This is a genomic window from Caulobacter sp. GSs2, assembly GCF_058680895.1.
On sequence record NZ_CM178725.1, the window covers coordinates 446735 to 471550 of the forward strand.

Consider the following 24816-nt stretch of genomic DNA (forward strand, 5'->3'; position numbering starts at 1 on the left):
TCGGCCTAGAATACGCCACCCAGGGCTTCCAGTTCAGCGCGGAAGCCCTGCTTGCGGCCATGCATGGCCCGCAGGTCGGCCATGAAGGTCTCGTGGTCCGGGAACTCGCCGAAATCGGCGATGATCGGCGCCAGGCTTTCCATCTCTAGCCATTGCTGGGCCGCAGCCCTGTAGCGGCCCGCGACGCCATAGGTCAGCACGTTGCGGATCATGGCCCGCAGCAAGAGGGTCGCGGCCAGCGGATAGGCGCCTTCAAGACGGCGCGCGGCGGCGGTCAGCAGGTCTTCGTCCGCGCCGTTGATCGCGCCGTGACGGTTGATGATCAGTCGCGCCGCTGCAGCCAGATCCGGCCACTCGATCAGAAAGGCCAGGGCGACCTCGAAGCGCGGAAACTCGGCGGCGATCTTCTTGGCGTCGTCCTCGGCGACCACGTCGTCAAAGTCTGGCAGGCCCTTGAGGAACGCCCTCAGCCTCGGGATCGACAGGGTGGCCTCGAAGGCCGCCCAGCGCCGGCGCTGAGCCTCGTCCTGGCGGCCATTGGCCTGTAACGCCTCGAGATAGACATCCTCCCAGGCGGCGCGCTCGACCGGATCGTCGGGCTCGGCGCGGACCGACAGCAGGCCGCGCGGCTTGACCGTCGCTGCGGCGGCCTCCAGAGCGGCCAGGGCCTCCCCCGCCTTGCCGACGGCCAGAAGGCGACGCCCGATCTCGGCGGCGATGGCGGGAAACCGCCGCTGGGTCTCGCTGAAGGTCGCGATAAAGGCCCCCACGTCACCATTGATGTCGGCAAGACGGCGCAGGGCGTCGCGGACCACCGACGCCTTGGCGTCATAGGCGCCGGCCGAGCGCGCGGGGCGCTGGGTCAAGGCGGCCTGCAGGCGCTCGCCCAATCGCGCCTGACCGGCCACGCCCAGAGACGGGGCCGCGACAGCCACCAGCGGACCAAAGACGAAATAGTCGTCGCACAGGATCAGCCGCGCCACCCGGTCGGCCAGATCGACGGGCGCGACCTTGGCGCTTAGGGCGATGTCGCCGACCGCGTCCCGCGCTTCGACGAAGACCTCACCGATCGGTCCCTCGGGCTGACTGATGCGGTCAAAGACCGAACCGGCCAGGTCCAGGAAATCCATCAGCAGCGTCAGGGCCGCCTTGGGATCGCTCTCCGCCAGACGCTGGATCATCCGAAAGTGCAGATCCAGATCGCGCGCGAAGGCGGCGCGCTTGCGCCAGTGGATGCGCGAGGTGGCCTTGGCGATGGCCGCCAGGCGTTTGGAAATCTCCAGCGCCAGGCCTTCGGGACTGGCCTCGGCGAACAGTTCCAGCCGCAGGGCGCGCTTGACGTAGCCGTCGACCGACAGATCCATCAGGATCGTCGCCAGCCGCTCCGCGCCCAGATCGGCGAGGTTGGCCTCCGAAAGGGTGGTCTTCGACCCTTTCCTGGTCTTGGCCGCGGCCTTGATCCCAGCCGGGGCCGGCTTGTCGGTCGTCTTGGCCGTCGCGCGCGCCATTCAGGTCCCTAGATGTGCAGCACCCGTCCATACGCATCGAGCGTGGCTTCGTGCATGGCTTCCGACATGGTCGGGTGAGCGTAGACGATTCCGTGCAGGTCTTCCTCGGTCGCTTCCAGCGTGATGGCGGTGACGAAGCCCTGGATCATCTCGGTCACTTCGTGGCCGATCATGTGAGCGCCGATCAGGGCGCCGGTCTTGCCGTCGAACACCACCTTGACGAAGCCCTCGGTCTCGCCGGCGGCCACGGCCTTGCCGTTGACCTTGAACGGGAAGCGACCGGCCTTGACGTCGATGCCGGCGGCCTTGGCGGCGGCTTCGGTGTAGCCCACCGAGGCGACCTGCGGGTTGGCATAGGTGCAGCCCGGGATCGGCGAATGGACGGCCGGGGTCTTGTAGCCGGCGATGAACTCGGCGGCGTGGATGCCTTCGTGGCTGGCCTTGTGAGCCAGCCAGGGCGCGCCGGCGACGTCGCCGATGGCGAAGAGGCCCGGAACGTTCGTCTCGCCGTGCTTGCCGGTGACGACATGGCCGCGATCGGTGGTCAAGCCGACCGCTTCGGTCCCTTCGGTATTGGGCACGATGCCGATGGCGACGATGCACTTCTCGGCGGTCAGTTGCTCGGCCTTGCCGCCGACCTCGACCGACACCGAGACGCCCGTGGCGGTCTTGTCGATCTTGGTGACCTTGGCGCCGATGCGGAACTTGATGCCGCGCTTCTCGAACGCCTTCTGGGCGGCCTTGGACACCTCGGCGTCCTCGACCGGCATGATGCGGTCGACGGCCTCGACGACGGTCACCTCGGCGCCCAGGGCGCGATAGAAGCTGGCGAACTCGATGCCGATGGCGCCCGAGCCGATCACGACCAGCGACTTGGGCATGGTCTTGGGGGCCAGAGCGTCGCGATAGGTCCAGACCTTGTCGCCGTCCGACACCGCGCCGATGGCGGGGATGTTCCGGGCCCGCGCGCCGCTGGCCAGGATCACGTTCTTGGCCTGGATCGTGCGGCTGCCGCCGGCCTTCAGGGCCACGACGACCTTGGGAGCCGGCGCACCCTTTTCGAGCTTGGCCTCGCCCTCGACGACCTCGATCTTGTGCTTCTTCATCAGGAAGGCGATGCCGCCCGACATGGTCTTGGCCACGCCGCGCGAGCGCTCGATGATTTTGGTGAAGTCGAACGACGGCTTCTCGACCGACAGGCCGTAGCTGTCCAGATGCGACAGCTGCTCGAAGATCTCGCCGGACTTCAGCAGGGCCTTGGTGGGGATGCAGCCCCAGTTCAGGCAGATGCCGCCCAGGTTTTCGCGCTCGACGATCGCCGTCTTCAGGCCCAGCTGGCTGGCGCGGATCGCGGCCACATAGCCGCCAGGACCGGCGCCGATGACGACGACATCGAATTCCGTGGACATGGTGTTCTTACCCTAGCTTGAACGTCGCCCGAGGGGAGCCGGGCGGCCTCGATCGATCGGCCTGCAAGCCGATCCGGGAGAATTAGAGCAGCGCCTCGACCGCGACCTTGAGGTCTTCGGGCTTGGTGGTGGGAGCGAACCGCTCGACGACTTCGCCGTCGCGGCCGATCAGGAACTTGGTGAAGTTCCACTTGATGCCCTCGGTGCCCAGCACGCCCTTCTGTTCCTTCTTCAGGAAGGCATAGAGCGGATGGGCCGAAGGGCCGTTGACGTCGATCTTGGCCAGCATCGGGAAGGTCACGTCATAGGTCAGCGAGCAGAAGCTGGCGATCTCTTCGGCGTTCCCGGGCTCCTGGGCCCCGAACTGGTTGCAGGGAAAGCCCAGGATGGTCAGGCCGCGATCCTTGTAGTCGCGGTAAAGCGCCTCAAGGCCTTCATACTGCGGGGTGAACCCGCACTTGCTGGCCGTGTTGACGATCAGCAGAACCTGCCCGCGATAGTCGGCCAGGCTCACGTCCTGGCCGTCCAGCGTCTTGGCCGAGTAGTCATAGACCGACATGGCGCTCTCCCTGCCCTTTCCGATGATCAGACGATCAGGGTCAGCGGCTCTTCGATCAGCGGCTTGAAGGCCGCCAGGAACTTGGCGCCGATCGCGCCGTCGACGACGCGGTGATCGCAGGTCAGGGTCACGGTCATAACGGTGGCCACGGCCAGCTGGCCGTTCTTGACCACAGCGCGCTGCTCGCCGGCCCCCACGCTCATGATCGCGCCCTGCGGCTCGTTGATGATCGAGGCGAAGGCCTTGATGCCGAACATGCCCAGGTTGGAGACCGAGAAGGTGCCGCCCTGGAATTCCTCGGGCTTCAGCTTCTTGGCCTTGGCGCGGGCCGCCAGGTCCTTAACCTCGGCCGAGATCTGGGCCAGGCCCTTGGTCTCGGCGGCGCGAACGATCGGGGTGATCAGGCCGCCGTCGATGGCCACCGCCACGGCGATATCGGCATGCTTGTGCATGGCGATGCCTTCGGGCGTGTACGAGGCGTTGGCCTCCGGCACGCGCTTGAGGGCCACGGCCACGGCCTTGATGATGATGTCGTTGACCGACACCTTCACGCCCTGATCCGCCAGCAGGCTGTTGATCTTGCTGCGCGCCGCCAGCAGGCCGTCGATCTCGAGATCGATGGTGAGCGGGAAGTGCGGCACGTCGCGGAAGCTGTCGGTAAGGCGGCGCGCGATGGTCTTGCGCATGCCGTCCAGCGGAACCAGGTCGTAGGAGCCCGCGGGGATGCCCATCTGCTCCAGCGACAAAGCCTGGCGCGGCGCGGCGGCGGCGGTCGGAGCCGATGCAGTCGCCGCCGCCTTGGCCGGCGCGGCGCCGCCCTTGCCTGCGGCCTCGACATCGGCCTTGACCACGCGGCCATGCGGACCGCTGCCCTTGACGGTCTTCAGATCCAGACCGGCGGCGGCGGCCAGGCGTCGGGCCAGCGGCGAAGCCAGCACGCGTGCGCCATCCGCGACCGGCGCGGCCGATTGTGCGGTTTGTGCAGTTTGTGCGGTCGCAACCGGCGCATTATCGGGTTTGGCGCTGTCTGATTTATCGGGCGCTTTTGCGGGCGGCGGAGCAGCGCTTTCGCCCTCCCCGGTCAGCTTGGCGATCAGGGCGTTGACCTTGACGTTCTCGGTCCCGGCGTCGACCAGGATGGCCTCGACCACGCCTTCGTCGACGGCCTCGACTTCCATCGTCGCCTTGTCGGTTTCGATCTCGGCGATCACGTCGCCGGCCTTGACGGTGTCACCCACCTTCACGTGCCACTTGGCGAGGGTTCCCTCTTCCATGGTGGGCGACAGGGCGGGCATCAGGATGTCGATCGACATTGAGCTTCTTCCTCAAGCGTTCGGGACGTTGTCGGCCGGGCCGTCGTCCGCGCGATCTCGCGCCGGGGCGAGGTGTTGTTCTTGGCCGGAATCGAAACGGCTCACATCCAACAGGTATGCAGCGATCGCCGCCATCCCGCCAGACGTGAGCCGCGTCTTCATCAGCGGTAGCAGACCTTCTTGGCGGCCGAGACGATCTTGTCGACCGACGGCAGCGAGAGGGCTTCCAGATTGGCCGCATAGGGCAGCGGCACGTCTTCCTGGTGCACGCGCAGGGGCGGCGCATCCAGGTAGTCGAAGCCGTGCTCGGTGATGCGGGCGACGATCTCGGCGCCGACGCCCATCGGGCCCCAGCCTTCCTCGGCCGTGACCAGACGGTTGGTCTTTTTCACGCTCTGCAGGATCGTCTCATGATCCATCGGACGGATGGTCCGCAGATCGACGACCTCGGCCGAGATGCCTTCCTTGGCCAGTTCGTCAGCGGCCTTCAGGCAGAAGCCGACCATGCGGCTGTAGGCCACCAGGGTGACGTCCGTGCCTTCGCGGCGGACCTTGGCCTTGCCGATCGGCACGACGTGGTCGTCGACATCGGGGATGTCGAACTCGATGCCGTACATCATCTCGTGTTCGAGGAAGACGATCGGGTTCGGGTCGCGGATGGCGGCCTTCAGAAGGCCCTTGGCGTCAGCCGCGTCATAGGGCGCGATGACCTTCAGACCGGGAACGTTGCCATACCAGGCCGCGTAGTCCTGGCTGTGCTGGGCGCCGACGCGGCTCGCCGCGCCGTTGGGGCCGCGGAACACGATCGACGACTTGATCTGGCCGCCCGACATGTAGAGCGTCTTGGCGGCCGAGTTGATGATGTGGTCGATCGCCTGCATGGCGAAGTTCCAGGTCATGAACTCCACGATCGGCTTCAGGCCGGCCATCGCCGCGCCGACGCCCATGCCGGCAAAGCCGTGCTCGGTGATCGGGGTGTCGATGACGCGCTTGGCGCCGAACTCCTGCAGCAGGTCGCGGCTGACCTTGTAGGCGCCCTGGTACTGGGCGACTTCCTCGCCCATCAGGAACACGCGGTCGTCGCGGCGCATCTCTTCGGCCATGGCGTCGCGCAGGGCGTCGCGCACGGTGATCTTCTTCATCGGCGTGCCGGCCGGGATCTCCGGATCGGCAAAGGTTGAGGCGCCGGCGTTGACGACAGGAGTCGCCGCGACAGGCGCGGCGGCGGCCGGAGCAGCCTGGGCTGCGGGAGCCGGAGCCGCCGAGGTCGCCTCGCCTTCGCCCTTCAGACGCGCGATCAGCGTGTTGACCTTGACGTTTTCTGTGCCGCCGGGAACCAGAATGGCCTCAACGACGCCTTCATCGACGGCTTCGACTTCCATCGTCGCCTTGTCGGTTTCGATCTCGGCGATCACGTCGCCGGCCTTGACGGTGTCGCCTTCCTTGACCAGCCATTTGGCCAGCGTGCCCTCTTCCATCGTGGGTGAGAGGGCGGGCATCAGGATGTCCACGCTCACTGGGCGGCCTCCAGGTATACGTCGGTGTACAGCTCGGACGGATCCGGCTCAGGGCTGGTGCGGGCAAACTCCGCAGCTTCGGCGACGATGCGCTTCACCTCGGCGTCGATGCCCTTCAGATCGTCCTCGGTGACGCCGACCTTGGCCAGGCGCTCCTTGATGTGATCGATCGGATCGCGCGTGTGCTTGACCTCGTCGACCTCTTCCTTGGTGCGGTATTTGGCCGGATCCGACATCGAGTGACCACGATAGCGGTAGGTCTTCATCTCAAGGATGTACGGGCCCTGGCCGCTTCGCGCATGCTCGGTGGCGCGAGCGCCGGCCTCGCGCACGGCGACGATGTCCATGCCGTCGACTTCCTCGCCCGGAATCCGGAACGAGACGCCGCGCTTGTGGAAGGCGGTCTCCGACGCCGAACGTTCGACGCTGGTGCCCATGGCGTACTGGTTGTTCTCGATCACGTACACGACCGGCAGCTTCCACAACTGGGCCATGTTGAAGCTCTCATAGACCTGGCCCTGGTTGGCCGCGCCGTCGCCGAAATAGGCGTACGAGACGTTGCCATTGCCCTTGTAGTGATTGGCCAACGCCAGGCCCGTGCCCAGCGCGACCTGGGCGCCGACGATGCCGTGGCCGCCGTAGAAGCCGGTCTCGATGTCGAACATGTGCATCGAACCGCCCTTGCCGCGCGACGAACCGCCTGCGCGACCGGTCAGCTCGGCCATGACTTCCCTGGGATCCATGCCGGCGGCCAGCATGTGGCCGTGGTCACGGTAGCCCGTAATGATCTGGTCGCCCTTCTGCTGGATCGACTGCATGCCGACCGCGATGGCTTCCTGACCGATGTAGAGATGGCAGAACCCGCCAATCAGGCCCATGCCGTACAGCTGGCCCGCGCGCTCCTCGAAGCGGCGGATAAGCAGCATGTCCTGATAGAACTTCAGAAGCTCGTCCTTGCCGACGAAAGCGTTGACACCGGTGTCACCCGCTTTACCCTCGGAAGCTTCACCCTTGCGCGTTCGCGCCATTCAACTCTCCTTGGCCAATCTTCATCGCGGCCTTCATCCCAGAGCACGTCCCGCCGAAGTCGTCGTCGGTTCCGCGAAGGAAGTGTTCCACATGTCACGCCCAGATCGCTCCCGGATCGGATGAGCCGGAGAACCATCGCCAGTCCGCGCCGTCGGCCGTGTTCCGAAAGCGCTAGCGCTTGGTACGGATCACGTAGTCCCTCGGGTCGGCATATCCCAGGAGAGAACGTGCGCGTTCTTCCAGAAGATCGGCCGACAGACTGCCGCTGCGTAATAGACGAGCCCGAGCCTCCAGGTCCATCCTTTCAGCGTGGATCTTCTTGAGCTCCTTCGTCTTGGCCGCAAGATCTGCATTGCGTTGAGACGTCGACAATAGCCCGCGTTCGCCGGTCAGGGCGTGAAACACGAAGTAGAAGATCAGGAAAAGGATCGCCGCGGTCGGCAGGATCGGTTGCAGTCGGGCGAACATCTGAGAATCCCGGGAGGGGATCATCAGGGTCTCAGATCGTGCTTAACGCCTTCTGAATAAGGGCTGACGAAGTGCGTCTGCGATCCGAGAGCCGCCGCCGCCCGATGCTTTCATTTGAGATCGTTTCACCGGCATCTAGATACCGCATCGCAGCGCTCATTTCGCACCCGCGAAGACGGGAGTTCCGCCGCCGGAACCCTTCCGGGAGGGGCTTATAGAAAAAATGAGAGCGTCTGATCCGGCGCCTCTCCTGCCGACGGCGCGCTGACCGCGCGCGCGAGAATCGCCATCCTTGGCCGGCGGGCTGATCACTGCCCTGAACTCGACCATCTTCAGAACGCTCTGAGAGGGAGGACACGGCCGGATAGCCTATGGTCGCGCGCTATCTCGGTCCGGGCCCTGTGACAGGCGCCGGAGGGCGGCTCGGCGGGCGATCCCGCCTGTCGCGCCATCAGGGGCTATGGCGTCAAGAAAAAGGCGCGGCTCCTGTCCGAAGCCGCGCCCTCCTGAAGTTCACGCTTTAGGGGCGATCAACGACCCTTGAGAGCCGATCGACCCGCATAGACGGCCTGATCGTCCAGCATCTGCTCGATGCGCAGCAGTTGATTGTACTTGGCCAGCCGGTCCGAACGGGCCAGCGAACCGGTCTTGATCTGCCCGCAGTTCAGCGCGACCGCGAGATCGGCGATGGTCGAGTCCTCGGTCTCGCCCGAGCGGTGGCTCATCACGCTGGTGTAGCCAGCACGGTGAGCCAGATCGACGGCGTCGATGGTTTCCGACAGCGTGCCGATCTGATTGACCTTCACCAGGATCGAATTGGCCAGGCCCTTGTCCAGGCCCATCTGCAGGCGCTTGGGGTTGGTCACGAACAGGTCGTCGCCGACCAGCTGAACCTTCTTGCCCAAGGCTTCGGTCAGCAGCTTCCAGCCCTCGAAATCGTCTTCGGACATGCCGTCCTCGATCGACAGGATCGGGAACTTGGCCGCCAGGCCAGCCAGGTAGTCGACCATTCCGGCGGGATCCAGGCTCTTGCCCTCGCCTTCCAGCTCGTACTTGCCGTTCTTGAAGAACTCGGTGGCGGCGACGTCGAGGCCCAGGACGAAGTCGTCGCCGGCCTTGTAGCCTGCGGCCTCACCGGCCTTGACGATAAACGCCAGGGCGTCTTCAGCCGAACCGAGGTTGGGCGCGAAGCCGCCTTCGTCGCCCACGTTGGTGTTGTGGCCGGCGTCCTTCAAAGCCTTCTTCAGGCCATGGAAGATCTCGGCGCCCATGCGCAGGGCTTCGCTGAAGCTGGCCGCGCCGGTCGGCAGGATCATGAATTCCTGGATGTCGATCGGATTATCGGCGTGGGCGCCGCCGTTGATGATGTTCATCATCGGCAACGGCAGCACACGCGAATTGACGCCGCCGACGTACTTGTAGAGCGGCAAACCTGCGGACTCGGCGGCGGCCTTGGCGGCCGCCAGCGAAACACCCAGGATCGCATTGGCGCCCAGGCGCGCCTTGTTCGGGGTGCCGTCCAGATCGATCAGGAGATTGTCGAGCCGGCGCTGGTCTTCGGCATCGACGCCGGAAAGGGCGTCGAAGATCTCGCCGTTCACCGCGTCAACGGCTTGCAAGACGCCCTTGCCCAGATAGCGGCTCTTGTCGCCATCGCGCTTCTCGACCGCTTCGTGAGCGCCGGTGGAGGCGCCCGAGGGCACGGCGGCGCGGCCAAAGGCGCCGTCTTCCAGGATCACGTCGACCTCAACCGTCGGGTTGCCCCGGCTATCGAGAATTTCGCGGGCGATGATGTCGACGATCTCGGTCATGGCAGCTCCTCAAGGCGAAAGGCGCGGGAGCCTTAGCCGCGACCGCGCTGCGGCGCAACTTGACTTCCCTCGGGATGACGACTGATCGTTGGTCATAAGAGGAGTACGCCATGCTGACCGTCGAGAAGAGCGGCCCGATCGCCATTGTCACCCTGAACCGACCAGAGGCCATGAACGCCCTGTCCAAGGCCCTGCGGGCCATGCTGCATACCGTCATGTTCGAGCTGGACGCCGACCCGGCGATCAGTGTGGTCGTGCTGACCGGCGCCGGCGAGAAGGCCTTCACCGCCGGACTGGATCTCAAGGAGCTGGGCAGCGACCCAAGGGCGATGAGTGCGGCCAATGACCAGGGCGCGGAAACCAATCCGGTGAAAGCGATCGAGTTGTGTCGCAAGCCGGTCATCGGCGCGATCAATGGGGTCGCCATCACCGGCGGCTTCGAACTGGCGCTGGCCTGCGATGTGCTGATCGCATCCGAGAACGCCCGTTTCGCCGACACCCACGCCCGGGTCGGGATCATGCCTGGCTGGGGGCTGTCGCAAAAACTGTCGCGCCTGATCGGAATCTATCGCGCCAAGGAGCTTTCACTGACCGGCAACTTCATCGATGCCACGACCGCGGCGGAATGGGGCCTGGTCAATCGTGTGGTTCCGGCCGCCGAGCTGATGCCGACCGCGCTCAAGCTTGCAGCCGACATGGCGTCGATCCCGGTGGAGACCCTGTCATTCTACAAGAGCCTGATCGACGACGGCTTTGACCGCTCCTTCCGCAAGGGCCTCGAAATCGAGCATGAGCGTTCCAGCGCCCACAATCGCAAAGTCACGCCTGCAGCGGTAGAGGCCAGGCGCGCCCAGATCCAGGCCCGGGGACGCAGCCAGTAGGATCAGGCGCTGAGGATGCGGGGCGGCGTCACGCCGCCGATGCGGAACAACACCCGCCCCGCGCCGAAATCGAGCTCGACCCGTGAAAACAGCCTCAGGATATCGACGCCCAGCAGCAAGGCCGGCCGATCATTGAGTCTCCAGATATCGAAAATGTGCAGGTCGGCGAAGGCGATCGGCACATTGGTCATGCGCAGATCGCCCAGCGTCAGGGATGGCGCGATGCGGTACTCGCCGACGGAGATCTCACCGGACGCCGTCAACAACCGGGCCGGCCTCACATCGTCATGACGGCGCCGGCGGGTGGCAATGGCGCGGGACAAGGCCATGTTGCCGATGCTGACCCCACCGCCAGAGTCGATAAAGGCCAGGGCCTTGGCCCCAGCCACCCTGCAGTCGGCGACCGTAAGGCGGCCAAAGCGATCATCCGCCATAACCGAGACCTCGCGGGGCAACCGGACGAAATCGAGGGACGAGCGGCTGCGGCGAATCTCCAGCTTCCGCTTGCGGAAGTCCATGATCACGTTGCGGCCCTCCAGGATATCGACGCCCAGCAGGCCGTCGGCGCCGACGCGTTCAGGCGGCAGGACGGGAAGATTGACGCCGGAGAGCCGCGTATCGCCGACAACAAGTTCGTCAACCCGGGCGGTACGAGTGAGCTGCGAACCGCCCACCCCGTGAACCAGCACATTGGGCCCCTGGGCCAGGCCCAGTCGATCGGCCAACGGCGCGGAGAGAACACTGCGATCCGCACCGCTATCGACCACGAAGTCGAACGGTCCCTGGCCATTGACCCTCACCGGGACGGTCAGGCGATCGTCGAGGTCGAGAGAGGCATCGAGAATCAGAACAGGTTCAGGCGGCGGCGTGAGCGCCCGCTCAGGCTGTTCAGCCAGAGCGACTTGAGGCAAAAACGACAGCCCCAGTCCCGCCGCTAAAATTCGGCGTGTGAGCATGGGCGGACCTCCCGTGGTCCGCTCAGAATAACACCGTTTTAGACAGCCATGACGAAAAACGCCGCCGGGGCGAACCCTGGCGGCGTCTTCGAATTCACAGCCGTGAAGGAAAGACCTTAGTCTTCCTTGGGGGTGAGGATTTGCTTGCCGTTGTACAGACCCGTCTTCAGGTCGACGTGGTGCGGGCGACGCAGTTCGCCCGAGTCCTTGTCTTCCACGAAGGAGTTTGCGCCCAGGGCGTGGTGCGACCGGCGCATGTTCCGGCGAGAAGGCGAAGTTTTTCTTTTGGGAACGGCCATCGAAGTGACTCTGCGCGCTGAGCGTGAAAATTAGAGACGGCGACTCGGGATAACCCAAGCCGCCGTGTGAGGGCGCGCTTATGCCTGAATCTCTTCAGACATGCAACACGCCTGTTCAGACCAGTCTGCCCTGCTCCTTGGCGGCCGCGATGAAGCTCGCAAACAGCGGGTGCGGGGCGAACGGACGGCTCTTCAGTTCCGGGTGGAACTGAACGCCGATGAACCACGGATGGTCCTCGCGTTCGACGATTTCGGGCAGCACGCCGTCAGGCGAACGACCGGTCAGCTTCAGGCCGGACTCCTCCATCCGGTGGCTGTAGCCGATATTGACCTCGTAGCGGTGCCTGTGGCGCTCGCTGATGGCCGTGTCGCCGTAGATCTGGGCCACCTTGCTTCCGGGCGTCAGAACCGCGTCGAAGGCTCCCAGGCGCATGGTGCCGCCCAGGTCGTCGCCAGAGCGTCGCTGAACGGTCTCGTTGCCCTTGATCCACTCGGTCATGATCCCGACGACCGGACGGTCGGTGGGGCCAAATTCACTGGACGAGGCGTCCTTGATGCCAGCCACGTTCCGCAGGGTCTCGATGACCGCCATCTGCATGCCAAAACAGATGCCGAAATACGGCACCTTGCGTTCGCGGGCGAACTGGGCGGCGCGGATTTTACCCTCGGCCCCCCGCTCGCCAAAGCCGCCGGGCACCATGATGGCATGGGCATTTTCCAAGCGAGCCGCAGCCGCGCCGGGATCGCCCTCGAAGGTCTCGCTCTCGACCCAGTCGAGATTGACCTTCACCCTATTGGCCAGGCCGCCATGATGCAGCGCTTCGATAAGCGACTTATAGGCGTCTTTCAGGACGGTATATTTGCCCACCACGGCGATGGTCACTTCGCCATCGGGGTGATTGACGGTCTCCTCGATCGCTTCCCAGCGGCTCAGGTCCGGCTTGGGCGCGTCTTGCAGGCCGAAGACGTCCAGCACCTCCGCATCGAGCCCCTCGTGGTGATAGTCGATCGGCACAGAATAAATCGACGAGCTATCCATGGCCTGGATCACGGCGCTGGGCCGCACGTTGCAGAACTGCGCGATCTTGCGCTTTTCCTCGACCGGGATCTCCTGCTCGCAGCGGCACAGCAGGATGTCGGGCTGGATGCCGATCGAGCGCAGCTCCTTGACGGAGTGCTGGGTTGGCTTGGTCTTCATCTCGCCGGCCGTCTTGATGAACGGCAGCAAGGTCAGGTGGACGTAGCAGCTCTGGCCGCGCGGCAGGTCCTGGCGCAACTGGCGGATGGCCTCGAAGAACGGAAGCCCCTCGATGTCGCCGACCGTGCCGCCGATCTCGACCAGCACGAAGTCGACAGGCTTCTCACCCGTCTCGTCCATGGCGGGCGACAGCACGAACTGCTTGATCTCGTTGGTGACGTGCGGAATCACCTGGACGGTCGCGCCCAGATAGTCGCCGCGCCGCTCCTTCTCGATAATCGTCTTGTAGATCTGGCCGGTGGTGATGTTGTCGGCCTTGGTCGCCGAAACGCCGGTGAAGCGCTCGTAATGGCCAAGGTCGAGGTCCGTCTCGGCGCCGTCGTCGGTCACGAAGACCTCGCCGTGCTGATACGGGCTCATCGTGCCGGGATCGACGTTGAGATAAGGGTCGAGCTTACGAAGGCGGACCTTGTAGCCACGAGCCTGGAGGAGCGCTCCGAGCGCTGCGGAGGCGAGGCCTTTTCCAAGCGAGGAAACCACGCCGCCGGTGATGAAGATGTACCGGGTCATGGGCGCTCAGATTACTCGCGATTCGGCGATCGCGTCGAAAAGACCGACGTTCATCAACAGCTTTCGCTGCAAACGCTTACTGGGCCGGGGTTTGGGCGGGCGCCGGAACCGGCGCGGAAGGCTGCGCGGGGGCCGGTTGCGAGGTCAGCGGCTGGTTGATGCTGGGGGTCGGGGCCTGGATGGCGCCCGGCTGGGCGGTCCCGGGGGCCTGGCCGACGGGAGCCGGCGGCGTGATCGGCGCGTTCAGCGTCTTGGTGTCCAGGCTGTCGATGTTGAGGCGATCCACGGCCGAGGCGCCGCCCATGCGGCCGGTCAGGATGGTCAGGACCAGGCTGATCACCAAGAAAATGGAGAACAGGATCCAGGTAATCCTCGTCAGCAGGTCGCCCGCGCCGCGCGCCGTCATGAAGCCGGTGTTGCCGCCTCCCATGCCCAGGGCGCCCCCCTCCGAACGCTGCAGCAGAACCACGCCGATCAGGCCGAGGCAGACGACGATGTTGATGGCGAGCAGGATGCCGATGAGCATGAGTAAACTGATCTCGATCCGGGCGACGGGACGTTCCGCCGTGAAAAACGAAGCGGCCCCTCTACCACTAGCGGCGCGCTCACGCCATAGCTGGGAAGGACGCCCGTCAACTCAAGACCTCAGCGCGAAGCCAAAACCCCAAATGATCCTTGAAACCGAGCGACTGACCCTGGCGCCGCTGACACCGTCGGATGCGCCGCACGTCTATCCGTTCCTCAGCGATCCCGAGGTCATGGCCCACTGGGATCAGGCGCCCATCGATGACCCTGAAGAGGTCGAGGCCTGCGTTATCGCCCAGGTCGCCGAAATGGACGAGGGCAAGGCCCACTACTGGGCGATCCGCCAGTCGAAAACCGAGGACTTCTTGGGCTATTGCGAACTGATTGATATTGATAAACGACATCATCGCGCAGAGCTGCGTTTTATGGTCGCCCGCGAGGGTTGGGGCCAGGGCTATGGCCTGGAGGCCGTTAGCGCACTACTGGCCCACGCCGCTTCGATCGGCCTCAAGCGCCTGATCGCCCGAACCCACGTGGGAGACACCCGCGCCGAGCGTCTTCTGGAGCGGCTGGGCTTCGAGCCCGAAGGCTATCTCAAGGGCCATATCCATCGCGACGGTGAACGGCGTGACTGCAGGCTGTTTGGATTGCTGCTCTAGGTGAAGAGCACCCACACGGAAAATCCAAATCACTCAGACGCATCGCCTCACGCAACGCCTCACGCAACGCCTAACCAGGCGCCGCACACGCAGCGTCGGCGCCAAGGTCCAGACCGAAACCTCGCGAACAGAATTCTACTGCGCGCGCTTTAGCGTAAACCCAGATTTTGAGCGGTTCGGGCCCTGGCGATTGCTGAACGAACGCTCGAACGTTTCGAAATCCTGCTCGAGCCTCCACTGCGCCGTCGCCTTGACGCTTTGGGCCAGGAACGCGTCACAAACCTCTCCTGTCTCTGCGCAGGCCTGAACGCGAACACCCTTCGAGATCCAGAGGCTGGCGCCGGGCAGGAACGCGTACTCCAGGCTGTCGCGGGCTATGCCCTTGAGATCAGCATAGCGCAGGCCATGCTCAGTGGCGGCCCGCAGGTACTCGTGCGTCATGTCGATGCGCGAGACGCCTTCGTCGTCGGTCGACAACACCACAGGCACCCCAGCCTTGCGATAGAGGGCGATAGGGTGATCCGCGCCCTTTACCCCCAGGATGACGTCGTTGCTGGTCAGGTTGACCTCTACCGCCACGCGCTCGCGGGCCATGCGCGCCAGGAGCTCCTCAGCGTCGTCCTCGTAGGCAATATCCACGCCATGGCCAATCCGCTTGGCGCCGGCGACCTCGACGGCTTCGCGGATGTGGAAGGTGAGGTCGCGGGGCGGGACCAGGCCCAGGGTCAGTTCGCCGGCGTGCAGGGACAGCGGCGCCTTGGGATAGCGGGCGGCCAGGAACCTGAACATCCGCATATGCAGCGAATAGTCGGCCAGCGAGATCGGGTCGTCCTCGGGATTGACGATGTTGACCCCTACGAAGCGAGGGTCGGCCTCGACAAGGGCGAAGGCCGCCAGCATCTGGGCAAAGACAAAGCCCGGCGGCTGGGCCCGCTCGACGAAAGGCTGAAAGCCAAGCATCACGCCGCATGGCCCCGCCTTGATGGCAACGCCCGGTGCGCAGCCCTGGCGCCGGTCGGCATCGGCGAGAGCGGCGTCCATCTCACGTCCGACCTCTGCGACCATGGGCGCAAGTCCCGGCGCCAGTCGCGCGAAAGCGCTCTCGAAATCGCCGTTCCAATCAGCCTGTCCCGCGACGGCGAAGGCCCGCATGGCGTTTGGATTGGCAGAGCTCTCGACATAGCTGACACGATCACCGGCGGCATAGTCGCGGGTCACCGTGATCATCGGCCCCATATTGCGTACGGCCGATGCGGCGAACCTGCCAAAGGTCGAAAAGAATTGATCATGACCGGAAGCCGCCGCCCCGTCAGCGCCGGGCGCATGGTTGCGCATCGACAAGGCGTCTATCGCCCGATTGTAGAGGGCCGGATCGCGCCGCCCGAGATCTTTGGCCGAAGTCCGTCCCGGACCGTCGCAGGCCCCCGTTACGATCTCCGGTTTCGCGCCGGTGGTGAGGCACTGGCCATCAGCAGCGGCCCAGGCCAGGAAGTCCTCGGCATAGGGCGCGCCCCACAAATGGTTGTGCAGGTCGCCGCCCTTGGGCATGTTTTTCAGGAACAGGCGCAGCTGCGCGCGATCGTGGGCGACGGCGTTGAATTGCGCGGCCGCCTTGCCTTCGATTGACGTCGCGGACGCGGCCCAGGTGGCCGTCGCGGCCAGAAACCCATTGACCAAGACCACACTCAACAGGGCCCCACGTCGCGCCTTGTCCGCCCTCATCGTCCACGCTCCTAAGCTTCACATCCTTCCCACTGTGATTTGCCCCGACTGGCAAACACACATTCATGCCGGGAACGCCAAATGGCGCGACGGCGGCCAATGAGCGACCAGGCTCATCGTCGCTTGCTCGACGAATTCAGTTGGAGGCAGCGCCGATAGGACGCCTCAGGGCTGCGTTTGTCCCTGATCCTAGCGGGCTCAAGGCAGAACGCGCTTGGCCGGCGTCTCACCGGCGGCGATCCTCGCCGCGATGTCATCCAAGACCGGGCCCAGATCGGCTACGCTCTCGACCACATAGTGCGCTCCTGACCTTTCGAGCGCCTGCGCAGCGGCGGCGATACGCCTATCGCGCTCACCCTGCGAAAGCGCGGCAAGCGCCTCTCGGGAAAGACCCACTCCATTGCCGGAAGCCGATAGGCCCACCACCCAGGCTCCCGCGGCGAGTCCTTCGTCAATGCCCACTGTGGCGTCATCGATCTTGACGCACGCACCGGCTGGCCAGGCGCCCAATTCGACCAGAGCCTTCCACATCATCAAAGGCGAGGGGCGCCCTTCCCTCGTCTCGCCAGCGCAAACGACGACGTCGGGCGAATAGCCCTGCTCGGCGGCCAATGGCAGAATATCGGCCATCATGGCTCGGGTGTAGCCGGTGCATGAGCCGATCCGGACGCCATCTGATCTTAGCCGCGCGCTCAACTCGGCTGCGCCTGGAATGAGTAGCGCCGCGTCACGGGCCGCCGCTCGCATCATCGGCTCCACCGCGTCGTGCAGGCGCGAAACATCGTCCTCGGTCGCGGGAACGCCGTGCGCCTCCCGCCAGCACCCGGCGATGCGCGGCATGGCGAGCAGGGCGCGAATATGATCGCGCTTTGCCTTGCCCATGTCGATCCGGGCCTCGGCGTCGGTGATCTTCACGGAGTTGTCGCCAAATACCTGGATCAGCGCCACAACCGGCGCCCGACACCCAAAGTCGATCACGGTGCCGGCCCAGTCAAAGACAACGGCCTTGATAGCGTTCAGCGTCATGTCAGATCTCCAGCTTCAAGGTCGTAGAGGTCGGCGATGACATCCTGAGCCAGGGCAAACGCCGTGGAGGCCCCGGTTCCGCTCGTGACCGTCACCAGACGGACGCCGCTCATCGGCGCCTCCACCAGACTATGGCCGTGCGCAGACGCATAGGTCCCCGTCCAACGTTCGACGACCGGCGGCGCGACCTGACCAAACACTGCGGCGAACTCATCGAGGATCAGCCGGTCGACATGCTCGTGGCTGAAGGGGTCTGGTGTCGCCGCATAGTGGTGGCTGTCGCCTACCACCAGCGAGCCATCAGCGCTTTGAACCACGATCAGATGCACGCCGTTCGCCAGGTGCTCGGGTTGCTCCGCCTGAAGTCGCTCCAGCAGCGCCCCAGCCTGGGGCAGAGCCGAATAGCCCAGATAGCGCACCAGGCTGAGGTCGGACATCACCGGCGACGGCAACCGCCACCCCGGATCGGCCAGTCGAAGCATCTGCAGTTTGCAGCGTGTGACCGCAGCCCCGGCGAAAGCGCCCGGAAACAGCGTGCTGAGATCGTCGCCCGGACAGACCACGATAGTGTCGGCGAGGATGTCGCCGGCTCCCGTTTCCAGTCGTCCCGTCTCGACGCCGTACACTGCCACCCCGCGCAGAACGGTCACGCCGTGAGCCGTCTCAAGCCAATGGGCCAGGCGCGGAATAGCCTCGCGGGACTCGATGCGAAGATCCCCTGTGCTGGTCAAGGCTCCCTGCCCTTTCGCAGTGGCTGGGAGTCGGCCGTCAAACCGACCGGCATCGAGCCAGTCGCAGCCTTCGGCCATCTCGGTCTCAAGGAAGGCCTGCAGGACCGCCTTGGCCTCAGGGCGTCGAGCGAGAACGGTCAGACCGCGCTGAACAATCGGGATACCGGCGGCGGCGGCCACCTCGTCCCAAACGGCGCTGGACCGCCGCGCGCGCGACCAGACTTCGCCCCGCGCCTGGCCCGTGACCGTCACAAAGCCGAAATTGCGCACAGACGCTCCGTTCGCCTGGGCGTCGCGGTCGACGATGACCACGCGCTTGCCCAGCCGGACGGCCGCCAAGGCGTGAGCCAGTCCCACAATGCCCGCACCGACTACGGCCAGATCGAATTTTTCCTGCCGCATGGTTACCTTTTGCCTCCAAAGGGCCGTCCCGGATCACAAGCGAACGACTCAGCCAGATTAGGGGCTGCCGACGCGATTTTCGCTGCCCGGAACAGGCGCAGCGCCAGCCGCACCTCGCCAGAAACATCGCTAAAACAATGACAGCGCCAGAATCTGCCCGCCGTTTGGTATAGACCAATTACGCTGCTATTTCGACGAATTTTTCGTGAAGCTCCCGCTATGGCCCTGTGGGCTCGCTGATGGTCTGATCCGGTTGCTTGACCACATGCGCCTTGGTTCTCATCCTCCTATCCAACAGGATTCGAGTGTCGGCCCGACCAGGTCATGCAGCAGCGGGAGACGCTTCATTTTCTCGCAGGCGCGGCGATACGGGAGGTAAAGCTGGGCCCTCCACGCTCAGCCCTCGCGCCCACGAGCCAAGACGCCTTAAGAAAAATGTCGACATAGCCCAACTCCAAAGGCGGACGTCACCGAACCGCCACGAAATTGGTATAGACCAAACTCTATATCGGGGGATTTTCCATGACGATTTCGCCACGCTGGCTTGAGCGAGCGCACCCGTTCGCCTTCACGCTCTTCGCCGGTTTGGCCGGTTTCTGCGCCTACTTCTCGATGTACGCCTTCCGGAAGCCGTTTGCAGCCGCGACGTTCGGGGCCGTCGACGGATGGGCGTTCGTTCTAGATTACAAGATAGCCTTGGTGCTGGCCCAGGTCGCCGGATATGCGATCTCAAAGATGATCGGGATAAAGGTCATTTCCGAGATCTCCCCAGCGCGGCGGGGGCAGGCGATCCTGGCGTTGATCGGTCTGTCCTGGCTGGCCTTGGTCCTGTTCGCGGTCACGCCTGCGCCGTGGAACGTCGGAGCCCTGTTTCTGAACGGCCTGCCGCTCGGCATGATCTGGGGCCTGGTGTTTGGCTACATGGAGGGCCGGCGGACATCGGAGGTGCTCGGCGCGATCCTGTGCGCCAGCTTTATCCTGTCCTCTGGCGTTGTGAAGTCGGTCGGCAAGTGGCTGATGGTCGAGCACCACCTCACGCCCTTCTGGATGCCCGCCGCCACCGGCGTGCTCTTCATGCCGCTTCTGGCGGTATCGGTCTGGGCCCTGACCCAGCTCCCGCCGCCCAGCGCCGACGATGAGGCCGCGCGCGTGCGACGGCAGCCGATGGACAAGGTCCAGCGTCGGGCCTTCATGGCCGCGTATGGCCCCGGCGTGGTGTTGCTGGTTCTGGCCTATGTTTTGCTGACCGCGTTCCGCGATTTCCGCGACAACTTCGCCGCCGAGATCTGGAGCGCCATGGGCTATGGCGGAGCGTCCAGCGTCTTCACCGCCAGCGAATTGCCCGTCGCGGCCATCGCGCTGGTAGTCATGGCCGCCGTGATCGTGGTTCGCGACAATCTCCGGGCGTTGCTGGTCATGCACGCGGTGATCCTGGCCGGCTTCGTGCTGCTGGGCGGGTCCACCCTGGCTTTCCAGGCCCAACTGCTGTCGCCGCTGACCTGGATGATCCTGACGGGCGCCGGCCTGTACATGGCCTACACGCCTTTCAACGCGATGCTGTTTGATCGGATGATCGCCTTCAGCGGCCAGGTTGGCACTGCAGGCTTCCTGATCTATCTGGCTGACGCGTCGGGCTATCTGGGAAGCGTCGCCCTGCTGGTCTGGCGCAATTTAGCGATGGTCGATCTGGACTGGCTGCGGTTCTTCACCGCCAGCGCCTATGCCACCAGTATCGTCGGCATCGTCTGCACTGCCGCTGCAGCGGTGTTCTTCAAGGTCACGGCCGCCGGCTCTCGCGATCAACAGGCCCGATCATAGATGGCGTCGTCCGGGGTCAACTGACGGTCGCCTGACCAGCAGCATGGCCGGAACACCGACAGCTTCTGTGCCGGAGGATGTCGCGGCGATTGCGCTGACGCTGGCGTCGGACTGAGGACCGATGTGACGGAGCGCTACGAAAGCGCTTCACCGCGCTTGGGTATCGTTCCGCAGGCGCGGCTCACCGGACGGTGATGAAGACAGGGTTGGCGTAGAACCACAGGTCGGACCAGGGGTCTTCTCCCAGCGGATCCGGTTGCGGCTCGACCTCAGAACCGTTCGTGCCCCTCACGCGAACATAGCTGGATCGCCGAACGTCCTTCAGCACATAGGTCATGGACAGAACCTCACGCTCCCGCGCCCAGGCGCCGGGCGAGAAGCTGCGGATGACCCGGGTGGTCGGGTTAAAGTCCCGGCTACGATCCGCCGTCGGTCCCTGGACCTCGCCCTGGATGAGGTCGATCCGCGCGACATCGGGCGAATAGCCGCCGAAATTCTTGCCCGACGGGTCGCGTACGCGGATGATGACCGTCACGTCGCTGCCAGGGTCAACCTCCAGCCGTCCGCCGATCTCGGCCCGTCGAGCACCATCGACCGTCGTGGCGGTCACCTCCACCTCGGAGACCAGATCACCCAGGGTCACGAAAACCCGGCCATGGCGCAGACCGTCCAGGACGTCGTCATAGGTGTGCTCGGCCTTGACGTAGGTCTTGGAATATTCGCCGGGCCAGAAGTCGCTGCCGCCGTCCGTATAGTGTCGGTGGGAGTCCGAGGTGGAGGTGATCCACCAGCGACGCCCCTCGCCCAGCATGGAGTCCCAGAAACCGCCCAGCCGCGCCGTCATCTGGTCGAAGCCGCCCATGGTTGGCGCTCGCGAATAACCACCCCGATCACCCTTGGGATCGATGGCGCCATCCGGCTTCAGGCTGGTGGCCTGGTGGCCGGGCGCGCCTTCCATGCCCACGGCGACCTCGGGCGCTGTATCGTTCCAGGCGCGCAGTTCAGACGGTGACACCAGACCATAGCGGCCGACCCCGGTGGCGGAGCGGGACGGGTGATTGGCAATGACGACGGGTGGCTGAGGCAGCGCCTGCATGTGGCGCAGGGCGTCCAGCATGAACGCCTCCTCGTCGCGGGCGGGATCCGCCGGCCAAGGTTCACGCCGATTGTACCGACTCTCTATCCCGAACAGCTCGTCGCTTTCCGAAGCGGACCGGGGAAGGATCAGGCTGGAATGCTCGGCTGCAGGGGTGTCGAGTTCCATGCCCCAGAACTGCAGCAGTTCAGGGGTCATGCGCCGGGCGCGGAGCAGTTCGGGATAGGCTTCGTCCCGGTTCAGCTTCGAATGGTTGGGCCCACCATGGTCGGTCGCGACCATCCAGGACAGGCCGTGCCTGACGGCCATGCTGGCGTTGGTCGTGATGGGATTGCTGGCGTCGCCGGCCTTGATCAGTTCTGGCGGTTGGGAAGGATCGGACGCCGGCTTGACCCCAACGCTGAACCAGCTGTGGACGTGGTGGTCGCCAGCCAGCCATCGTCGTTTCTGGGGATCCACGGGTCGGTGGGAATGGGCCTTGGGCGCGACCGGTCGGACGGCGTGGCCAGGATGGGCTTGCAACGGAGATTGCGGCGTCGCGATCAGGCCAAGAAGGAAAGGTACGACCTTCAAGGCCCGGGCGCGCGGACCACCATGAACAGGCAGAACAGGTTTTTGCATGGGCTCGCCTTAGCGATGAATTGCAACACTTCCATCGCAGGCGCCAGAACGGGCGGCGAGTGCATTCCACGCGTCGGAAGCGGACCGCGTGGAACCGCAGGCGGCTAGATCACCACGCGCATGCCGTCGAACGCGGGCTCTACGCCGGCTGGTAGCTTCGACGACAACTGATTGAAGTCCAGATCGATATGAAGGTTCGTCAGGATCGCGCGGCGCGGCTTGGCGCGGGCAATCCATTCAAGGGTCCGATCGACATGGGCGTGGGTCGGATGCGGCGTCCAGCGCAGGGCGTCGACGATCCAGACATCCAGATCTGCCAAGGCGGGCCAACTCTCCTCAGGAATGGCCACCACATCGGGCGTATAGGCCACGCCGCCGAACCGGAAGCCGACAGATCGGATATTGCCGTGATCGAGGTCAAAGCTCTGGACCGGGATCTCACCGCTCGGCCCGTCCAGGCTCCAGGCTACGCCGTGTGACGGCAATGGTCTGGGCTCGCATATGGCCGGATATCCGCCCTGCGTTTCAAACACATACTCGAAGCGACGGGTCAGCCCGGCATGCGTGGCTTCATCCATATAGGTCGGGATCCTCCGACGTTGATTGAGGAAGAAGGGCCTCAGATCGTCGATCCCGTGCGCCTGGTCGGCATGGTCGTGGGTAAAAAGCGCGGCGTCCATGCGCCGAGCGCCGGCCGCTACGGCCTGGAGACGAAAATCAGGCGACGTATCGACGACGACGGTCGTCTCGGACAGCGGGCCGCCTTCCCCCTTCCGACGGACAAGGAGCGAACAGCGCGTGCGCAGATTGCGCGGGTCAGCCGGATCGCAATCGCCCCAATCACCGTCGGCTCGCGGTACGCCGCCCGAGGAGCCTGAACCCAAAATCGTGAATTCCAGCTGGCCCGTCATGGCCGCGGTATCGTGTCGAACAGGGCGAAGAAGGCATCCTCCGTGCGCGCTTCGGTCTCGGCGCGCGTCCAGCCGCGAATATCGCCAAGTTTGTCAACGATATGGGGAAGATAGGCCGGCTCGTTGCGACGGCCGCGCATCGGCACGGGCGCGAGGTAGGGGCAGTCGGTCTCAACGATGATCCTGTCAGCGGGCATGTCGCGAATGATCGCCCTGACCTCCTCGGCCGCCTTGAACGTGGCGATGCCGGAAACGGAGAACCACGCGCCCAAGGCCGCCGCGCGGGCGGCCAGTTCGGGACCGCTGGTATAGCAGTGCATCAGCAGCTTGAACGCGCCCCGCGCATGCTCCTCTTCGAGGATCTGCGCCATGGTTTCGTCGGCTTCGCGGGTGTGCACGACCAGCGGCAGGCCTGTCTGACGGGCGGCGGCGGCGTGGACGCGAAACACCTGGGCCTGCACATCGCGGGGTGAGAAGTCGTAGTGGAAATCCAGGCCGCATTCACCGATGCCGATGACGCGCGGCCGGCTGGCCAGCGAGACCAGAGCCTCGACCGAGAGGTCAGGGTTTTCCTTGGCTTCGTGTGGATGGGTGCCGACCGTGCACCAGATGTCTGGCTCGGCCATGGCGATGGCGTGGACCGCTTCGAATGACGAAACCTTGTCGCAGATGGTGACCATCAGGCCGATCCCGGCTTCGCGGGCGCGGGCGATCACCGCGTCGCGGTCTTCGTCATACTGGTGGGCGTGGAGATTGACGTGGCTGTCGATGAGCATGCGGCTCACATCGCCGTCCTGGCCGCTGCGCGCAAGTCCGAGATGGCGCTCCAGAATACATCGGCGCGATCCAGGTTGATGGCCTCGGCTTCCCCGGGCCAGCGCGACAGGCGCTCCCAGACAGCAGCCCAACGATCCAGAGCAGGCGAAGACCCGGTCGTCGCCAGGCGCGTAGTCATGGCGTGAACCTGATCGGCCAGACGTTCGAACAGCAACTCGAAACGCGCTGCGCCCTCTCCGCCGCGAAAGGTGTCGGCCATGGCCAGCAAGGCGCCTTCGTCAATGGCGGGCAGGCCTCGCAGAATCTCGCTGGCGGCGTCGTCCATGGCCAGAGCGCCGCAGGATGCCAGTTGCAGCGCCCTGCCCGGCGCGCCATGCGCCATGCGGGCCAGGCGTTCGGCGTCCCGGTGCGACAGCCCAGCCCGTTGCTCGACCATGCTCGTCGCCGCCTCCACGCCCGGGGCGGGCACGACAAGTCGGCGACAGCGCGAACGGATGGTCGGCAAAAGCTTTCCAGGGGCGTGACTGACCAAGAGGATGACACCGCGCGCAGGCGGCTCTTCCAGCGTCTTGAGCACCGCATTGGCGGCGTTGACGTTCAGGTCGTCAGCCGCGTCGATGATCGCGACACGATAGGGCGAGATCGCCGGAGAATTGGCGAAGAACTCGGGCAGACGGCGCGCCTCGTCGACCGGGATGGACTTGCGCGCCTTGCCGTCGTCGGTGGCGCGCTCCAGCACCATAAGATCGGGATGTGAGCGGGCGGCGACCTGTCGGCTGACCACATCAGAGGGGGCCGCGCCAAGCAGGCCATGGGAAGGGTCGGGCTGCGCGCCCAGCAGGCGCCGGGCCATGCGATAGGCCAGGGTCGCCTTTCCTACCCCCTCGGGGCCCACCAGCAGCCAGGCGTGATGCAGACGCCCGCGCCCCAGAGCATCAAGGAAAGACGCTTCGGCCGCCCCGAGACCGTCCAGCCCATAGACATCGCGTGGGTGCGGCGGCGCATCCATT

General features: G+C 65.1%; 23 protein-coding genes. 3 read left to right on the forward strand and 20 right to left on the reverse strand.

Annotated elements, in window-relative coordinates:
* Positions 1-5: 5 nt before the first annotated feature.
* The 9 genes from ACW17Z_RS02100 to eno form a co-directional block, all read right to left on the reverse strand.
* Positions 6-1508, reverse strand: a complete 1503-nt coding sequence (locus tag ACW17Z_RS02100) for a DUF6880 family protein (RefSeq protein ID WP_492057412.1) — start codon at positions 1506-1508, stop codon at positions 6-8.
* A gap of 8 nt (positions 1509-1516) precedes the next feature.
* Positions 1517-2917: a dihydrolipoyl dehydrogenase gene (gene lpdA, locus ACW17Z_RS02105; RefSeq protein WP_492057413.1), complete on the reverse strand. Its 1401-nt coding sequence runs from the start codon at positions 2915-2917 to the stop codon at positions 1517-1519.
* A gap of 82 nt (positions 2918-2999) precedes the next feature.
* Complete coding sequence (locus tag ACW17Z_RS02110) at positions 3000-3476, reverse strand: glutathione peroxidase (protein ID WP_419317139.1); 477 nt, start codon at positions 3474-3476, stop codon at positions 3000-3002.
* Between the two features lie 26 nt (positions 3477-3502).
* On the reverse strand, positions 3503-4789 hold the full coding sequence (locus tag ACW17Z_RS02115; protein WP_492057414.1) for a pyruvate dehydrogenase complex dihydrolipoamide acetyltransferase: 1287 nt from the start codon (positions 4787-4789) through the stop codon (positions 3503-3505).
* Between the two features lie 12 nt (positions 4790-4801).
* Positions 4802-4951 (reverse strand): hypothetical protein, encoded by a 150-nt coding sequence (locus ACW17Z_RS02120; RefSeq protein WP_492057415.1) that lies wholly within the window; start codon positions 4949-4951, stop codon positions 4802-4804.
* On the reverse strand, positions 4951-6288 hold the full coding sequence (locus ACW17Z_RS02125) for a pyruvate dehydrogenase complex E1 component subunit beta (RefSeq protein ID WP_492058472.1): 1338 nt from the start codon (positions 6286-6288) through the stop codon (positions 4951-4953). The genes ACW17Z_RS02120 and ACW17Z_RS02125 overlap by 1 nt, the downstream gene beginning before the upstream one ends.
* 14 nt (positions 6289-6302) lie before the next feature.
* The gene (gene pdhA / locus ACW17Z_RS02130; protein WP_419255282.1) at positions 6303-7334 is read right to left on the reverse strand and encodes a pyruvate dehydrogenase (acetyl-transferring) E1 component subunit alpha; all 1032 of its coding nucleotides are present in this window, start codon (positions 7332-7334) and stop codon (positions 6303-6305) included.
* Between the two features lie 172 nt (positions 7335-7506).
* A complete protein-coding gene (locus ACW17Z_RS02135) occupies positions 7507-7803 on the reverse strand; it encodes an FtsB family cell division protein (RefSeq protein ID WP_419255281.1) in 297 nt (98 codons plus the stop codon).
* A 530-nt stretch (positions 7804-8333) separates the two neighbouring features.
* Positions 8334-9614, reverse strand: coding sequence for a phosphopyruvate hydratase (gene eno / locus ACW17Z_RS02140; protein WP_419255280.1), 1281 nt, complete (start codon positions 9612-9614; stop codon positions 8334-8336).
* A 110-nt stretch (positions 9615-9724) separates the two neighbouring features.
* Between eno and ACW17Z_RS02145 the strand changes: the two genes are divergently transcribed.
* Positions 9725-10495: an enoyl-CoA hydratase gene (locus tag ACW17Z_RS02145; protein ID WP_419317143.1), complete on the forward strand. Its 771-nt coding sequence runs from the start codon at positions 9725-9727 to the stop codon at positions 10493-10495.
* A 2-nt stretch (positions 10496-10497) separates the two neighbouring features.
* Here the strand turns inward: ACW17Z_RS02145 and ACW17Z_RS02150 are convergent, their stop codons facing one another.
* From ACW17Z_RS02150 to secG, 4 genes are all read right to left on the reverse strand, one after another.
* Positions 10498-11406, reverse strand: a complete 909-nt coding sequence (locus ACW17Z_RS02150) for a retroviral-like aspartic protease family protein (RefSeq protein WP_492057416.1) — start codon at positions 11404-11406, stop codon at positions 10498-10500.
* A 161-nt stretch (positions 11407-11567) separates the two neighbouring features.
* On the reverse strand, positions 11568-11750 hold the full coding sequence (gene rpmF / locus ACW17Z_RS02155; protein ID WP_007671126.1) for a 50S ribosomal protein L32: 183 nt from the start codon (positions 11748-11750) through the stop codon (positions 11568-11570).
* A 115-nt stretch (positions 11751-11865) separates the two neighbouring features.
* Complete coding sequence (pyrG, locus tag ACW17Z_RS02160) at positions 11866-13518, reverse strand: CTP synthase (protein WP_419317147.1); 1653 nt, start codon at positions 13516-13518, stop codon at positions 11866-11868.
* Positions 13519-13594: 76 nt separating this feature from the next.
* Positions 13595-14044, reverse strand: a complete 450-nt coding sequence (gene secG / locus ACW17Z_RS02165) for a preprotein translocase subunit SecG (RefSeq protein WP_419317149.1) — start codon at positions 14042-14044, stop codon at positions 13595-13597.
* Positions 14045-14186: 142 nt separating this feature from the next.
* Between secG and ACW17Z_RS02170 the strand changes: the two genes are divergently transcribed.
* On the forward strand, positions 14187-14702 hold the full coding sequence (locus ACW17Z_RS02170; RefSeq protein ID WP_492057417.1) for a GNAT family N-acetyltransferase: 516 nt from the start codon (positions 14187-14189) through the stop codon (positions 14700-14702).
* Positions 14703-14837: 135 nt separating this feature from the next.
* Here the strand turns inward: ACW17Z_RS02170 and ACW17Z_RS02175 are convergent, their stop codons facing one another.
* The 3 genes from ACW17Z_RS02175 to ACW17Z_RS02185 all read right to left on the reverse strand — a co-directional run bounded on the left by ACW17Z_RS02175 (position 14838) and on the right by ACW17Z_RS02185 (position 18583).
* Positions 14838-16424: an adenosine deaminase family protein gene (locus ACW17Z_RS02175; RefSeq protein ID WP_492057418.1), complete on the reverse strand. Its 1587-nt coding sequence runs from the start codon at positions 16422-16424 to the stop codon at positions 14838-14840.
* A gap of 198 nt (positions 16425-16622) precedes the next feature.
* Positions 16623-17450: a phosphonoacetaldehyde hydrolase gene (phnX, locus tag ACW17Z_RS02180; protein WP_492057419.1), complete on the reverse strand. Its 828-nt coding sequence runs from the start codon at positions 17448-17450 to the stop codon at positions 16623-16625.
* Positions 17447-18583, reverse strand: coding sequence for a TIGR03364 family FAD-dependent oxidoreductase (locus tag ACW17Z_RS02185; protein WP_492057420.1), 1137 nt, complete (start codon positions 18581-18583; stop codon positions 17447-17449). Before ACW17Z_RS02185 ends, phnX begins: the two co-directional genes overlap by 4 nt.
* 522 nt (positions 18584-19105) lie before the next feature.
* On the opposite strand from ACW17Z_RS02185, the gene ACW17Z_RS02190 reads away from it, so the two are divergent.
* A complete protein-coding gene (locus ACW17Z_RS02190) occupies positions 19106-20401 on the forward strand; it encodes a DUF5690 family protein (RefSeq protein WP_492057421.1) in 1296 nt (431 codons plus the stop codon).
* Between the two features lie 181 nt (positions 20402-20582).
* Here ACW17Z_RS02190 and ACW17Z_RS02195 read toward each other — a convergent pair whose 3' ends face one another.
* From ACW17Z_RS02195 to ACW17Z_RS02210, 4 genes are all read right to left on the reverse strand, one after another.
* Positions 20583-22070 carry a CehA/McbA family metallohydrolase domain-containing protein gene (locus ACW17Z_RS02195; RefSeq protein WP_492058473.1) on the reverse strand — a complete coding sequence of 496 codons (1488 nt, stop codon included), beginning with the start codon at positions 22068-22070 and terminating at the stop codon, positions 20583-20585.
* 152 nt (positions 22071-22222) lie between these two features.
* A complete protein-coding gene (locus tag ACW17Z_RS02200; protein WP_492057422.1) occupies positions 22223-23029 on the reverse strand; it encodes an MBL fold metallo-hydrolase in 807 nt (268 codons plus the stop codon).
* The gene (locus tag ACW17Z_RS02205; protein WP_492057423.1) at positions 23026-23814 is read right to left on the reverse strand and encodes a TatD family hydrolase; all 789 of its coding nucleotides are present in this window, start codon (positions 23812-23814) and stop codon (positions 23026-23028) included. Before ACW17Z_RS02205 ends, ACW17Z_RS02200 begins: the two co-directional genes overlap by 4 nt.
* Positions 23811-24815 (reverse strand): DNA polymerase III subunit delta', encoded by a 1005-nt coding sequence (locus ACW17Z_RS02210; RefSeq protein WP_492057424.1) that lies wholly within the window; start codon positions 24813-24815, stop codon positions 23811-23813. Before ACW17Z_RS02210 ends, ACW17Z_RS02205 begins: the two co-directional genes overlap by 4 nt.
* Between the last annotated feature and the right edge of the window lies 1 nt (position 24816).